This is a genomic window from Nocardioides sp. Root682 (genome assembly GCF_001427795.1).
In the GTDB taxonomy this organism is placed as follows: Bacteria; Actinomycetota; Actinomycetes; order Propionibacteriales; family Nocardioidaceae; genus Nocardioides.
The window spans coordinates 348,605-362,923 of sequence record NZ_LMHJ01000001.1 but is presented as its reverse complement, the minus strand read 5'-3'; the positions used below and the strand labels follow the sequence as shown (position 1 = coordinate 362,923).

General features: G+C 69.4%; 14 protein-coding genes, 1 pseudogene and 1 riboswitch. Of the genes and pseudogenes, 7 read left to right on the top strand and 8 right to left on the bottom strand.

Translation table 11 applies throughout. The features are described 5' to 3' along the window. Positions 1-144: 144 nt before the first annotated feature. Genes ASD84_RS01740 through trpD form a run of 3 tightly spaced genes read left to right on the top strand, consistent with a single transcriptional unit; the run spans position 145 to position 2,507 of the window. On the top strand, positions 145-1,071 hold the full coding sequence (locus ASD84_RS01740; RefSeq protein ID WP_235530931.1) for a cytochrome c oxidase assembly protein: 927 nt from the start codon (positions 145-147) through the stop codon (positions 1,069-1,071). A gap of 10 nt (positions 1,072-1,081) precedes the next feature. Then, positions 1,082-1,483, top strand: a complete 402-nt coding sequence (locus ASD84_RS01735; RefSeq protein WP_056706121.1) for a hypothetical protein — start codon at positions 1,082-1,084, stop codon at positions 1,481-1,483. A gap of 1 nt (position 1,484) precedes the next feature. Next, entirely contained in the window at positions 1,485-2,507 is a 1,023-nt protein-coding gene (gene trpD / locus ASD84_RS01730) for an anthranilate phosphoribosyltransferase (RefSeq protein WP_056706120.1), read from the top strand. Positions 2,508-2,511: 4 nt separating this feature from the next. Here the strand turns inward: trpD and ASD84_RS01725 are convergent, their stop codons facing one another. The 4 genes from ASD84_RS01725 to ASD84_RS01710 all read right to left on the bottom strand — a co-directional run bounded on the left by ASD84_RS01725 (position 2,512) and on the right by ASD84_RS01710 (position 7,355). Then, a complete protein-coding gene (locus ASD84_RS01725) occupies positions 2,512-3,846 on the bottom strand; it encodes a hypothetical protein (protein ID WP_156391526.1) in 1,335 nt (444 codons plus the stop codon). A gap of 101 nt (positions 3,847-3,947) precedes the next feature. Continuing rightward, the gene (locus ASD84_RS01720) at positions 3,948-4,226 is read right to left on the bottom strand and encodes an Lrp/AsnC family transcriptional regulator (RefSeq protein WP_056706115.1); all 279 of its coding nucleotides are present in this window, start codon (positions 4,224-4,226) and stop codon (positions 3,948-3,950) included. A 9-nt stretch (positions 4,227-4,235) separates the two neighbouring features. Continuing rightward, complete coding sequence (locus ASD84_RS01715; protein WP_056706112.1) at positions 4,236-5,957, bottom strand: DEDD exonuclease domain-containing protein; 1,722 nt, start codon at positions 5,955-5,957, stop codon at positions 4,236-4,238. 33 nt (positions 5,958-5,990) lie between these two features. Continuing rightward, entirely contained in the window at positions 5,991-7,355 is a 1,365-nt protein-coding gene (locus tag ASD84_RS01710; RefSeq protein WP_056706110.1) for a hypothetical protein, read from the bottom strand. Positions 7,356-7,438: 83 nt separating this feature from the next. Between ASD84_RS01710 and ASD84_RS01705 the strand changes: the two genes are divergently transcribed. The 4 genes and pseudogenes from ASD84_RS01705 to ASD84_RS01690 all read left to right on the top strand — a co-directional run. Then, entirely contained in the window at positions 7,439-7,645 is a 207-nt protein-coding gene (locus tag ASD84_RS01705) for a hypothetical protein (RefSeq protein ID WP_056706108.1), read from the top strand. 183 nt (positions 7,646-7,828) lie between these two features. Beyond that, a riboswitch (cyclic di-AMP (ydaO/yuaA leader) is annotated at positions 7,829-8,008 on the top strand. A gap of 10 nt (positions 8,009-8,018) precedes the next feature. After that, positions 8,019-9,008: an NlpC/P60 family protein gene (locus ASD84_RS01700; RefSeq protein ID WP_056706106.1), complete on the top strand. Its 990-nt coding sequence runs from the start codon at positions 8,019-8,021 to the stop codon at positions 9,006-9,008. Between the two features lie 20 nt (positions 9,009-9,028). Continuing rightward, positions 9,029-10,240: a hypothetical protein gene (locus tag ASD84_RS01695; RefSeq protein ID WP_056706105.1), complete on the top strand. Its 1,212-nt coding sequence runs from the start codon at positions 9,029-9,031 to the stop codon at positions 10,238-10,240. Then, positions 10,158-11,480 (top strand): annotated as a pseudogene (locus tag ASD84_RS01690) (M48 family metalloprotease); the annotation flags it as partial. The gene ASD84_RS01695 and the pseudogene ASD84_RS01690, both read left to right, overlap by 83 nt. Positions 11,481-11,501: 21 nt before the next feature. On the opposite strand, the gene ASD84_RS26145 reads toward ASD84_RS01690, so the two are convergent. The 4 genes from ASD84_RS26145 to ASD84_RS01675 all read right to left on the bottom strand — a co-directional run bounded on the left by ASD84_RS26145 (position 11,502) and on the right by ASD84_RS01675 (position 14,312). Beyond that, complete coding sequence (locus tag ASD84_RS26145) at positions 11,502-11,594, bottom strand: hypothetical protein (RefSeq protein WP_414858592.1); 93 nt, start codon at positions 11,592-11,594, stop codon at positions 11,502-11,504. A gap of 161 nt (positions 11,595-11,755) precedes the next feature. Further along, entirely contained in the window at positions 11,756-11,935 is a 180-nt protein-coding gene (locus ASD84_RS01685; RefSeq protein ID WP_056706102.1) for a Flp family type IVb pilin, read from the bottom strand. A gap of 155 nt (positions 11,936-12,090) precedes the next feature. Further along, positions 12,091-12,741 (bottom strand): response regulator transcription factor, encoded by a 651-nt coding sequence (locus tag ASD84_RS01680; RefSeq protein ID WP_056706100.1) that lies wholly within the window; start codon positions 12,739-12,741, stop codon positions 12,091-12,093. After that, positions 12,738-14,312, bottom strand: coding sequence for a sensor histidine kinase (locus ASD84_RS01675; RefSeq protein ID WP_056706097.1), 1,575 nt, complete (start codon positions 14,310-14,312; stop codon positions 12,738-12,740). Before ASD84_RS01675 ends, ASD84_RS01680 begins: the two co-directional genes overlap by 4 nt. Between the last annotated feature and the right edge of the window lie 7 nt (positions 14,313-14,319).

The window sequence follows — 14,319 nt, the reverse complement described above, 5'->3', positions numbered from 1 at the left end:
GAAGGCGCGAGGCCGGGAGAGATGCCGTTGCTGTGGTCGCCACGGGCGTCATTATGGCGGTTCCTGACGCCATCGGCATCTCGACCCCCCGATCTGACGCCGGAACGGTCACGACCTACGCTCGATCCAGTCGAGGAGGTGCCCGTGGGGTTGGTCGTGACAGCGGCGGCAACAGCCGCCAAGACGCTGCCTGCATTTGATCTCGGCGCGGTCTGGTCCGAGTGGTCGCTGGCTCCACTGCCCCTGATCGCGACGGTCTGGGGAGTCGGTCTCTACGCACTCGGCGTCGCAGCGATGCGTCGCCGGGGAGACAGCTGGCCGATCGGGCGCTCGATCGCCTGGGCCGTCGGGATGTTCGCCTTCTACTTCGCGACCTCGTCGGGCCTGGCGGCGTACGACACCGTCCTGGTGAGCGTCCACATGGTCCAGCACATGGTGCTGTCGATGGTGGTCCCGCTGGCCCTGGCCCTCGGAGCGCCGGTGACGCTGGCACTGCGGACACTGCCGAAGCTGCCGCGCCGATGGTTGCTGGCCTTCCTGCACTCGCCCGTGGCCAAGGTGCTCGGGTTCCCGCCCCTCGCCTTCGCGCTCTACGTGCTGTCGCCGTGGGCTCTCTACTTCACCGGTTGGTACGACGCCTCCCTCGAGTCGGTCTACGTCCACGAGATGATGCACGTGCACCTGGTGGCGGTCGGCGCGCTGTTCTTCTGGCCCATCGTCGGGATCGATCCGCTGCCGGGGCGGGTCCAGCACCCGTTCCGCGTGCTCCTCACGGTGATGACGCTCCCGTTCCACGCCTTTCTCGGCGTGACGATCATGGGGCAGAACACCCTGCTGGGGGGCGACCACTACCCGGCTCTGCACGACGGGCCGATGGGTGCCTGGCTCCCTGACCCGTACGACGACCAGAACCTCGCCGGCGGGATCCTCTGGGCGGCCGGCGACCTGGTCGGCATCGTCTTCTTCCTTGTCCTGTTCGTGCAGTGGGTGCGGGCATCGATGAAGGAGGCCGAACGCGAGGACCGGCGCCTGGACCGACTCGAACGGCAGGAGCGGGCGCGGACCGAGTAGCATCGCGCGGGTGACCTCACCGAAGACCTTGAAGGTGCTCGTCTACAGCGACGACGTGCACACCCGCGAGCAGGTCATCCTGGCGCTGGGTCGTCGTCCGCACCCCGATCTCCCCGAGCTGGAGTACGTCGAGGTCGCGACCGAACCGGTCGTGATCCAGCACATGGACGCTGGCCACCTCGCGCTGGCGATCCTCGACGGCGAAGCCGTACCTGCGGGTGGGATGGGCATCGCCAAGCAGCTCAAGGACGAGATCTACGACTGCCCGCCGCTGCTGGTGCTGACCGGTCGGCCGCAGGATGCCTGGCTTGCCACGTGGTCCCGCGCGGACGCCGCCGTCTCGCACCCGATCGACCCGATCGTGCTGGCCGAGGCCGTCGTCTCGCTGCTGCGCGCTCGCGTACCGGCCTGAGATGACCTGGCCTGACGTCCTCGGCTCGCTGGTCGCCGGGGAGCACCTGACGCCTGCCCAGTCGACCTGGGCGATGGGGGAGATCCTCGACGGCGCCGCAACGCCTGCGCAGATCGCCGGCTTCGTCGTGGCGCTGCGGGCCAAGGGAGAGACCACCGAGGAGCTCACCGGGCTCGTCGATGCCATGTACGGCGTGATGACCCCGATCTCGGTGCCCGGGAGACTGCTCGACGTGGTCGGCACCGGCGGTGACCGCTCGTTCTCGGTCAACATCTCCACGATGTCGGCCATCGTCGCGGCTGGCGCCGGCGCGCGGGTCGTCAAGCACGGCAACCGCTCGGCGTCGTCGCAGGCCGGCACGGCCGATGTGCTCGAGGCGCTCGGGGTCCGGCTCGACCTTCCGGCCGACCGCGTCGCCGAGGTGGCTATCGAGGCGGGCATCACCTTCTGCTTCGCTGCGTCCTTCCATCCCGCGATGCGTCATGCTGCGGTGCCCCGCAAGGAACTCGGCATCGCCACCGCGTTCAACGTGCTCGGCCCGCTGGCCAACCCGGCCCGGCCCGCTGCCCAGGCCATCGGCTGCGCCGACCTGCGCCTGGCGCCGGTGATGGCCGGCGTGTTCGCGGACCGCGGAGTCGATGCGTGGGTCTTCCGCGGCGACGACGGCCTGGACGAGCTGACGACCACCACGACCTCGCGGGTCTGGGTCGTGCACGACGGTGAGGTCGTCCCGACGACTGTTGATCCGGGTGCGCTCGGCCTCGCACCAGCCACCGCCGCGGACCTGCGTGGCGGGGACGCCGCGCACAACGCGGACGTCGTACGACGGATGCTGGATGGTGTCCAGGGCCCGGTGCGCGACGCCGTACTGCTCAACGCGGGAGCGGCACTCGCCGTGTACGACGCGCCCGGGGCGCCCGTCCAGGAGGCTCTCGCAGCCGGCATCGTCCGGGCCGCCGAGGCGATCGATTCGGGTGCCGCCAAGGCCACCCTCGACCGCTGGGTGGTTGCCGCAGCCGGCTGAGTCCTCAACTGGTTCGGGGCTGGCTCAGGTAGACGAGGTCGTCGTCCTTCTTGACGATGGTCCAGCCGTGCTCCTCGAGAGCTGCGGCCAGGGGGGTGTCGTCGGGCAACAGCGCGACGTGCGCGCCGAGATCGCGCAAGGTGTCCTCCCAGCCCGGCTCGAGTCGGACCAGATCGTCGTACGCTTCGAGTTCCGTGTCGGTGTAGACGTCGCCGTAGCCGTGAACAGGGATGTCCAGTCGCTGGTCGGTCCACAGCAGGACTGCACCTGTGGCGCGATCGGTCAGTACGACGGTGCCCTTCGGCAACTCGTCGAGCTGCCCAGCGAAGGGGCGGATGTTGTCGGCCGGGACGTCCTGCAGCGACTTGATCGGCGCGAGCACGACGACACCGACCGCGAGCACGGTCACGACTGCGAGTTCGGCTCGGCCGGGTGGATGCACGGCAGGTCTGGCTCTTCGTGCCTCCCGCGCCAGGGTGATTTCGCGCGCGGCGACGGGCGCGAGGACCACGAGTGCCAGAGGCAACGTGCGGCTCGAATAGATCGCAAACACGCAGCCGAGCCCGAGCAGTGCCACGTCATAGGGGCGCACGCCGTTGCGGCAGACCATGAAAAGGATTGCGACAGCGAGCAGGACGGTGACAGGCGCCGCGGCGAGGGTCACCAGCTCCGGCGCCCGCCACTCACTGAAGTGGTTGGCGCGCGCGTTGACGAGGAGGACCGCCGACACCAGTCGCGGGCCGACGGGCGTGACGCAGGCGGCGAGCAGCATGCCTGCCGGCACGACCAGCATCCGCAGGACCTCTCCGCGGGTGCCGCGCCGTTCCAGGCACACGGCGACGGCCAGCACCGCACTCGCGCCGACGCCCAAAATCCACATGCCGTGGCTGGCGGCCCAGAGCCACGCCAATGGAACCAGCCACCAGGGCAGACGTCCGGTGCGACGAGCAAGGCTCCAGGAAGCCAGCACGACCACGAGGAAGAGGTAGCTGAGGACCTGCGGGCGCAGCGAGAGACTGGGCATGCAGCCGAGGGTGGCCACTGCTGTGACGACGACGGCGATGCCGGGTGTGGTGCTGGCTCGAACCAGCAGGTAGATCGCGACTGCGAAGCCGCAGACGAGGGCAGCGAAGAGGACGACGAGTCCGGTGTCGCCAGCGGCGTCGGCGAGCCATGACAGCCCGATCTGCGGCAGCCACTGAGTCGGAGCCCAGTCGTTGGTCGACGCGGTGCTGACCTGACCGGGATGGGTCAGCGACCACCCGCTGCGGAACTCCTCGCCGAAGCGGAGATGGAAGTAGGTGTCGAACGACCGGAACGGTCGACTCGAGAGGTTCATCAGCAAGGCAGCCAAGACCAGCCCTACGAGAGGCGGCCAGGCGACGGCGAGCAGGGGGAAGCGACCTCCCGCGGCCTCGGATCCGGGCTCCGTTGCCACCGTCAGTCGAGCCCGATGGAGAACGCGGCCTCGAGGTCGTGGCGCGAGTAGGCGCGGTAGGCGATGTGGGTCTCGGTGTCGACGACACCGTCGACCTTGTTGAGGCGATCCGCGACGACCGTCGCGATGTCGTCATGGCTCGCGACGCGGATCAGCGCGATCAGGTCGATCTGACCAGTGACGGAGTAGACCTCGCTCACTCCCTCGAGGGCTGCGATGGCCTCGGCGACCTCGGGGATCCGCGCGGTCTCGGCCTGCACGAACACGATGGCGGTGATCATGCGCCCACCTTAGATGGATGCAGGTGCGCGCAGCAGCGACTCCCGGTGTCGGCCCGCCCCGGCGACCGGACACACCCATTCGCCGACGACGTCGACGAGCCGGATGCCGGGGGCTTCCAGCCAGCGCAGGATGCGTTCGGACTCCTCTGCCGTCGCGGCAGGGGTCGGACCGATGGTCGGGAGCACTGTCTCGGCGGAGGCACGGAGGCCGGCGACGTACGCGAGGGCGTCGCCACCGGTGGGAATCACCCCGGCCGCGGCCAGGCGGCCGTGTCGCACGACGTGGACCGACCAGCGGCCGTCCTCGTCCCGTCGTGCGGCGACCACCTCGGGACAACCCGTCAGCGCCGTGAGCCGTTGCGACCGGGCGGCGCCCCGGATGAAGTCGGCGAGGCGGTCGCGATGGTGCGCGGCTTCCTCGAAGCGCTCCTGGTCGGCGAGCGCGGTCATCTTCGCCTGCACCAGGTCGACGACGTCGTCAGGCCGGCGCAGGAGGGTGTCGCGCAGTTGTCGTACGACGGCGGCGTACGTCTGGGCGTCGGTGCTCCCGTCGCAGGGCGCCAGGCAGCGCGCCATCTCGGCGAGGACGCAGGCCGTCCGCGAGGGTTGGCGCCCGAACCGGTCGTTGCACTGCCGGATCGGGAAGACCTCGTGCAGGGCGGCGAGGGCGCTCTCGGCCGAGGACCTGGACGAGAAGGGGCCGATGTAGTCGGCGTCGTCGTCCAGCACCCGCTTGACCAGGGACAGCCGCGGCCAGGGTTCGCGTGTCAGCTTGAGGTAGGTGACCTTCTCGGGAAAGCGGGAGCGTCGGTTGTAGCGCGGCTTGTGCTCGGCGATCAGCCGCAGCTCGCGGACCTCGGCCTCGAGCGGGGTCGCGCACTCGACCCCGGTCACCGAGGTGGCGATCTGCACCATCTCGCCGATCCGGGTGCGTCTCTCCGATGCGGTGAAGTAGGACCGCACGCGGCGTCGCAGGTCCTTGGAGGTGCCGACGTAGAGCACGTGCTCCTGTTCGTCGCGGAAGAGGTAGACCCCGGGTGCGTGGGGGAGCCGGTCAGCCAGGTGGCGCTTGCGCCGCGCGGCCGGCGCGACCTTCGACGAGTAGCCCTGCAGCTCTTCGAGGGTGTGGACGCCGAGTCCTCCGAGCCGCTCCATCAAGCCGTGGAGCACGTCGACGGTGGCCCGCGCGTCCTCGAGCGCCCGGTGGTTCGGGGTGGTGCCGGCCCGGAAGACCCGGGCCAGTGAGGACAGCTTGTGGTTGGGCGCCTCGTCGCGTGTGACGACGTGGCGGGCGAGCTTGACCGTGTCGAGCACCTCGAACTCCGGCCAGACGAGGTCCTGCTCGCGGCAGAAGTGCTTGAGGAAGCCGACGTCGAAACGGGCGTTGTGGGCGACCAGGACGGAGCCGGCAGCGAACTCGAGGAAGGCCGGCAGCGCAGAGGTGACGCGGGGCGCGTCCGCGACCATCCGGTTGGTGATGCCGGTGAGGACGGCGATGAACGCCGGGATCGCCGCATCAGGATTGACGAGGGTCTGGAACTCGCCCAGCACCTCGCCACCGCGTACCTTGACCGCCCCGATCTCGGTGATCCGGTCGCCGTCGCCCACCGAACCGCCGGTGGTCTCGAGGTCCACGACGCAGAAGGTCACGTCACGAAGCGGCTGGCCGAGCTCGTCGAACGAACGCTGCGCCTCCCACCGGCTCTGCGGTGTGGCGGCGCTGACGGTCATGACCTCACGGTAGGCAGGACCTCCGACATGACGTCACTCCCGCGCCGAAGCTGCCTCGGGCTCAGGTTCGCTCAGGAACATCCGGGTAGCGAGGACGGTCGTGGCGACGACGCACGCGAGCACGGCGATGAGGACGGGCGCGTCCCGGAGCGCCTGGACGAAGGCGTTGTTGTCCCAGTGGTCGCCGAACGTCAGCGTAGGACGGTTGATGCTGCCTCCCAGTGCGAACGCCGAGAGCTGCACGCCGACCACCACGGTCAGCGCCAGGCGCAGCTTTCGGCCGGCGTACAACGCTGCCAGGGTGAGCGACGGGGTCGCGCACGCCAGGAACTCCAGCCCGTGCCGGTAGCCGTAGATGCCGTCGCCGCCGTGGAACGGGGCTGCCCAGCCCTGGAACAGGGTGTAGGCGACACCGGCCAGGAACATCGCGCGACACCACATCGGCTGCGTCCGCCAGGTCCGGATGAGCAACGGCAGGAGGAGCACCACGAGGGGCGTCCAGATCAGGATGCCTCGGTCTCCGGCTATCCACAGTGCGGCCTCGTTGCGCAGGAGGAGGACGGGCGAGGTGTTGAAGTCGTAGGCCGACCCGGGCGCCCTCGAAACGTAGTTTCCAGGCGCATAGCCGCCAGAAGGGATCCACGTGCCGTACAGCCAGTGCGACCAGATGCTCGCTCCGGCCACCATGAGCGCACCCGTGACGCCGACGCGCACCGCGATCGACGGCCTTCGCTGGAGCCAGGCGCACGCCAACGCGACCGCGGCGGCGATCACCACCGTGTGTAGACGGCCCCACGTCGCCACACCGCCGAAGACACCGACGAGGAGCCATCGTTCGCGAGCTGCGGCGTAAGCCATCCCGCAGATTCCCAGGACCGTGAGGGTGTGGGTCCACATCCCGTCCGCCGCGACCGACCACACCGGTGTTGCGAAGGCGAACACCAGGGCGGCGGCGGTGGCGGATCTTCGACTGGTCAGCCGCAGGAGCGCGCCCCACATGAGCACGACGCTCACGGCAGTGATCAGCGCCGCTGTGACCGCGGGAGGTGCGCTGCTGTAGTCGTCGGCCGAGGTCCCGCTGTCAGTGGCGAGCTCGCGAAGGGCATACGCCGGTACGCCGGCGGCGACGACGCCGGGTGAGCGCGCGATGACCCGGTGCCCGTCGTGGGTGGTCGTGAACAGGGGCACCTTCGAGCGGTTGATCTGGTCGACATCGACCCCGTCGATCCACGGTTCACCAGTGGAAGCGATCCGCCAGCCGCCGACATTCGCGGAGAGGACGTCGATGTGGACCCTGGTGTAGCCCGCTGTGGCGACGTAGACGGTTGCGGCGACGAGGAAGAGGGCGACGCCGATCTGCCACGTGGGCCGGTTGGGTCGCTGCTGGTTCTCGGGCACGGTGGGATTCTCGCAGTCAGGTGACGATCGCCGGTGCCTTTGCACGTGCGTGAAGTGTCGGCCCCTCCTGCGACGCTCGGGCCATGACAACGAGGATCGATTGCGACACGTGCGTGGTGCGCGGGCTCGCGTGCCACGACTGCGTGATCACGGTGCTGCTCGGGCCACCGCCCGAGCTGCTCATCGACGACGACGAGCTGCGTGCGCTGGACGTGCTGGCCGAGGGCGGACTGGTGCCGCCGCTGCGGCTGGTGCTGCCTGTCGACGGCCCGCGGGTCGAGTCCGCGTGACCGGTCCGCACCGTGCCTGTGAGCGATGGGGCCAGCGAGGCACATGGGGCCGGTGTGATCCGCGCCTCACCGATTGCGGACCCAACACGCTCGGGGAAGGTTTGGTGTCCCCGCGGACCACGATTAGGCTGCCTCACTGAGGTGCTCGAGGAAGTGGGTCGACCGACCCGCGCGAGCGCCGCGCTGAGTCTGACGCCACTCGGGGCGCCGGAGCCGGGGAACCAACCACATCTGGGGTGAATCCCGCACGAGGTGCGACCTCGAAGATCCTGACCGGATCGACGAGGGCCGCGAGGAGTGCGGGTAGGGCAAGTCGTGCCCGAATCCGTCAGCTCACCCGGTAGGCGTACGACACGAAGGGGACCGCCAGCTCGTGCTGAACGGCCGTAACCGCACCATCGCCGCGCTCGCTGCGCTCGCCCTCACCGGAACCCTTGCTCTCTCCGTGAGCACCCCCGCCCAGGCGGAGCCCGACATCGACACCGTGCGTGATCGTGTCGAGACGCTCCTCCACCAGGCTGAGCAGGCCTCGGAGCGCTACAACGACGCCAAGCTCGAGCTCACCGAGCTGAACCGCGAGCTCGACTCGCTCAAGGCAGACCAGTCACGCCAGGGCGATGCCCTGGATGGCGTCAGGTCCGACGTGCGTGACTCGATCATCCAGCGCTACCAGACCGGCGGCCTCGGCCCCACGGGCGAGCTGCTGTCCTCGGACTCCGAGGCCTTCCTCGACGAGCTCTCGACGCTGTCGACGATCACGGGCCTCCAGGACGGACTGCTGTCGGACTACGACAACGAGCTCGAGGCCTACTCGATTCGCGAGAGCCAGACGGCCAAGCGGCGCAACGACATCAAGAGCCTCAAGTCGAAGCTGTCGGCCGAGAAGAAGTCGGCCGACTCCAAGCTGGCCAAGGCGGAGTCGCTGTTGTCGCGCCTCGAGGAGGAGGAGCGCGCGGAGATCCTGTCCCGCGACGGTGGCGTCCGTGCCCCTGCTGCGTCCTCGATCCCTGCCTCCGGCCGCGCCGCGGTCGCGATCAAGTACGCCCTCGCGCAGGTCGGCGACTCCTACGTCTACGGTGCAGCCGGTCCCAACGCCTGGGACTGCTCGGGCCTGATGATGGTGGCGTGGGGCCAGGCCGGTGTCGGTCTGCCGCACTCCTCGCGTGCCCAGGCCGGTTCCGGTGCGCGGGTGTCGAAGAGCGACCTGCAGCCGGGCGACCTCGTCTTCTACTACAGCCCGATCAGCCACGTCGGCATGTACATCGGCAACGGCATGATCGTCCACGCGGCGAACCCCGGCGCGGGCGTCAAGGTGTCGAGTGTCGACGAGATGCCCTACTCCGGAGCTGTCCGTCCCGGATGATCCGGTGACTGGGTGACTGGGTGATCCGCCGGCTCTTTCCGGCGGGCTTGCTCGCGGTCGCCCTGGCGACGGCTGGTTGCTCGCCTGACGAGTACGTCGCGCCGCCTCCGGCTCAGGGCAGCGAGGTCGCCGATGCGGCGGCCGCGGCGGACACCTTGGCAGCCCTGCAGGACGCGGTCGTCGCCGGCGACGGTGCGGCAGCGCGAGCACTGGCCACCGAAGACGCCCGGACGCTCGTCGCGGCGCTGGCCACCAATGCGCAGGCCATCGACCTCAGCGACGTCACGTTCCGCTACGTCACCGAGACCGGCCGCACGTCGGGCGACGACGCCTGGGACGGGCTGGTCGCCGTGACGTGGCGGATCGAGGGCTTCGACGAGGCGTCGGCCCGCACGGAGATTCCCATGTCGTTCGCCGCCGGGGGACGACGCATCGCTGCCATCGGCGACGCGACAGGTCGGCTCCCCGTGTGGCTCACCGGCCCGGTGACCGTCCAGCGGGTTCCCGGTGCCCTCGTGCTCGCCGCAGACACTTCGGGCACCTCGGCCGACCGGACGTCGTACGCCGGATGGGCCCGCAAGGCCGTTGCGGAGGCCCGCGCGGTCGTCGGTGGCCGGTCCGGGCTCGTGGTGGAGGTGCCCCGTGACGCAACCGCCCTGCACCGCGCGCTGGGTGCCGATCCGGGCGCCTACGGATCCATTGCCGCCGTCACGGCGCCGGTGGACGGGTCGCGGGTTGCTGGCAGCCCGATCCATGTCTTCATCAATCCCGCTGTCTACGACGACCTCGACCGGGTGGCCGCGCAGGTCGTGATGACCCACGAAGCGGTGCACGCCCTCACCGGAGCAGTGCTCGCCCGCAACGTTCCGCTCTGGGTGGTCGAGGGGTTCGCCGACTACGTGGCGTTGCGCGACGTCGGTCTGCCGCTGGCGAAGACGGCCGGTCAGATCCGGTCGCAGGTGCGCAAGAACGGCGTACCCAAGGCGCTGCCCACGGACTCGGAGTTCAATCCGTCGGGAACCCATCTGGGTGCTGTGTACGAGGCGGCCTGGCAGGTGAGCGTCACCCTGGCCGAGCGTCGAGGCGAGCGGGCCCTGGTCGACTTCTACCGGGCGATGCTGGAGGGCAAGGAGCTCGCGCCCGCGTTGCGTGCGTCCTTCGGCTGGTCGGTGGCCGACCTCACTGCGGCCTGGCAGGCCCAGCTGGCCGCATTGGCGGGCGTGTCAGAGTAGGGCCGTGGACCCCCGCCCTTCCGCCGATCGGGTGGCGCTCGGCACTGCCCTCATCGGTGTCGCTGCCTTCGTGCTGATCGCCGCCAACCGCGTGCCGTGGGAGCCGGTCCCCGGCGGCGTGCCCGCACCCGTGTCCGCCTCGTCGGTGTTCTCCGCCGACGAGATCACGCGCGCGGAGCACTTTGCGACGTGGGGGCGGATCTGGAGCTGGTCGTCGTTGGCCGTGTCGCTCGCAGTGGCGGCCTGGTTCGGGTTCAGCCGACGTGGCCGCCTCTGGGCCGAGCGGATGCCGGGCTGGTGGTGGGTGCGGGTCCTGCTGGTCGTCGCGGCGCTGACCCTCGTCGGCCGCTTGGTCACCCTGCCGTTCGGGATCGTGCTGCGCCAGCTGCGCCTGGACGAAGGCCTCGCTGCGGGCACCTGGGCCGCATGGACCCTCGATCTCGCGAAGGGCGAGCTGGTCACGATCATCTCGACCTCGATAGCGCTCATCGCACTGGTGGGCTGCGCGCGGCGCTGGCCGCGGATGTGGCCGGCCATCGGGGGAGTGCTCGCCGCCGCGCTGGTCGCCGCGGGGTCGTTCGTCTACCCGCTGGTGGTGGAGCCACTCTTCAACCAGTTCGACTCGCTGCCCCACGGTGCCCTGCGCACGGAGATCCTGGCGCTCGCCGACAAGGAGGGCGTCGCCGTGGACGACGTGCTCGTCGCGGATGCGTCCCGTCGTACGACGACGCTCAACGCCTACGTGTCGGGGTTCGGGCACACGCGCCGGGTGGTCCTCTACGACAACCTGGTCGACGACACCCCGAAGGACGAGACGCTCTCGGTGGTCGCCCACGAGCTCGCCCACGCGAAGTACGACGACGTGGTGACAGGGACGCTGCTGGCAGCCGCCGGTGCGCTGGTGGGGGTCGGCCTGCTCGGGCTGCTGCTGCCGCGCAGGCGCTTGGCTGGCGGCGTCGCCGACCCGCCGGACGTCGTACCGCCCGGCATCGGGATGAGTGCGGTGCCCACGATCCTGGCGTTGGCGGCACTGGCGACGGTGCTCGCCGCGCCCGTGCAGAACGGGATCAGCCGCAAGCTCGAGACCCGGGCAGACCAGACGGCGCTGGAGGTGACGAACGCACCTGCGGCGTTCGTCGACCTCCAGCGCCGTCTGGCGCTGCGGTCCCATGCCGACCCCACACCCCCGGCATGGTCACAATTCTGGTTCGGTTCACATCCAACGGTCCTGGACCGGGTCGCGCTTGCCCGGGCGGCCACGTCAGGGAACGGCGTTGCCCACACTCGCGGCGGAGTCCTGGAACAGACCGGCGACCCCGCCTCCGAACAGGCTGACGGAGATGATGATCGCCATCGCCAGGAGCGCAAGGATCAGCGCGTACTCAACAGCCGTCGCACCGCGCTCGGTGCGTACTGACTCGACCATCGGACCGCCTCTCTTCTGTGTGCCGAACAATGCGAGAAGGGCCGGGTCGTCACTGACGACCCGACCCTACCGGCGACTGACGCGCTCGCTCAGAGCGAGCTGCTCACGTCCTCGAACAGGCCGCTGAGCTTGCCGCCCAGGGTGGTGACCGCGACGATGATCGCGATGGCGATCAGGGCGACGAGCAGGCCGTACTCAACGGCGGTGGCGCCACGCTCGTCCGTCTTGGCAAGGCGGGCGTTGAGCAGGATGCTGAGGTACTGGACCATGGGGTGTTCTCCCTAGAACTGTTTGCTTCGGTGTCCCCGGGGAGTGTTCCCCGATGAAGAGAACTCTGCCTGAGTTCACAGGACCACGGATCGGGAGTTCGTCTTGTCGCTCGTAGTCACTTCTGACTACCGTGCGAAGCGTTCCGGTAACGCTGTCAGCGGGCCGACGGCTGGACGGTCGAGAGCAGCCCGATTCGCATTGCCGTGACCAGCGCCTGGGCGCGGTTGGAGGCGCCGAGCTTCTGGTAGATCCGGGCGATGTGCGACTTTGTGGTCGACTCGGAGAGATAGAGCTTTGCTCCGATGGCGGCGGCGTTGAGCCCCTCTGCCAGGAGGAGCAGGACGTCGTGCTCACGCTCGGTCAGCGCGGTGGACTCCGCCGACTGCCGACGCATCATGGCGCCCACCAGGCCGGCGCACACGAAGGCCTTGGGAGAGACTGCGGCGTGACGGGCGGTCTTGATGACCTCGGTCGACGGCGCGTCCTTGCCGACGAAGCCGGACGCGCCGGCCTGCATCGCCGCGAAGATCTGCTCATCGCCCGAGTGCATGGTGAGCACGATGAGACCGACCTTGTCGCTCTCCTTGCGGATCGTGCGCACGACGTCGAGCCCGGTGCCGTCCTGCATCTGGAGATCAGTGATCACCACGTCGGGCTGGTACTGGCGCCAGCGCTCGATACCCTCGCTGACCGAGCCAGCGGTCGCCACGACGTCGAGGTCGTCCTCGAGGTCCAGTACTGCACCGAGACCGTTGCGGATCAACTCGTGGTCGTCAATCAGCAGGACGGTGATCTTCTCGCTCATCGCGTCTCCTCTGGGGTGGCCGAGGCCGGTACGGCGCCGACGGAGTTCCGTGAGATCTTCACCGACACTGAAACGGTGAGGCCCCTGCTGGCATTGTCGCGAACCACGAGCTCCGCACCGATCAGTCTGGCACGTTCGCGCATGATCTTGAGGCCGTGCGAGTCGCTGCGGGCAGATTGGAGGCCGACACCGTCGTCGGTGATCGTGATGATTGCTTCCGGTGCGTACACCTGGCAGCGCACGTCGATCGCGGTGGCGCGGGCATGCTTGACGGCGTTGTTGATGGCTTCCTGGGTGATGCGGAACAACTCGGCCTCGACCTCGGGACGCAGCCGGGTGGGCTGCTCGTCGAGGCGGACCCGGATCGGGATGCCGGAGGACTCCGAGAGGTGGCGGGCGACGCTGCTGATGGCTCCACCGAGGCTTTCGTTCTCCCCGATGCTGGTACGCAGGTTCATCACCGACTGCCTGACCTCGGCCACCACCTTGCTCACCCGTTCGCGCAGCATGGCCAGCGCCTTGGCCTGCTGCTCGTCGGCGGGTCGTGCCGCGAGGGCGTCGATGATGTAGCCGAGCGAAGCGATGTCCTGCGCGACGCCGTCATGCATCTCGCGGGCGAGCCGGTTGCGCTCGTCGGACGTGGCTGCGTCGCGGAACTGGGCGAACAGCAGGGCCGCGTCCAGCTTGACTGCGTTTCCGGTGAGCCGGTCCGCGACCGCGGCGAGGGGAAGCGGGTCGGCCGCATCCGAACCGGACGGGCGCAGGCCCGCGACGATGGCCTGGTCACTGACGCGGAAGGCAAAACCCTGCCCGATCTCGACGGGGCCGGACCGTGTCCCGACGCTCTGGCGCACGTCGTTCGCAAGCGTCTCACTGGCCACGGCATCTCCGGGTTCGAGCTCCACGGTGGAGGCCACGGGAGTCAAGGCATCCCCGCGAGCGACGTAGAGGACCAGTCCGCGGTTGGGGATCTGGTCGCTCACCTCGCTCAGGAGCTCACCGCCCAGGGCACCGACGTCCAGCCCGGAGCTGAGGCTGCCGGCGAGGTCCAGGAGCTGCTTGAGGTGCTCCTGGGCGTCGCGGTAGGGCGCCAGAGGATCGGGAACGCGGTCCGAGGAGAACGTGACCGCGGCGATCAGGCTGAGGCCGACGCCGGCCATGACCCAGGTGAAGATGGCGACGGCCTGGTCGGACGTGACCTCTTCCCACCACATCAGGGCGAGTGCAACGACGGCGATCAGCTCAATGAGCACCGTGCGCGCCATCGTGCGGACACCGGCCACGGCCGTGGCATAGAGCGGTGGCACGACCAGCGCTGCCAGGATGGATGGGGCTGCGGTCATGCCGAGTGCGCAGATGACACCAACCGCTGCGGCCTCGGTGGTCGGGGCCAGCGAGAGCCGCAGGTCCCGGAGGGTGGCCGTCACGCCTTGGTACACCCACACGGCGCTCAAGGTGGCGAGCGAGATGACGCCCTGTTCCTGGCGCAACCAGAGGATCGGGCCACCGATGGCGAGCAGCGCGAACATCCGCGTCGCGCCGACAACGGCGTACGACCGACTGCTCGGCATGGTTGTT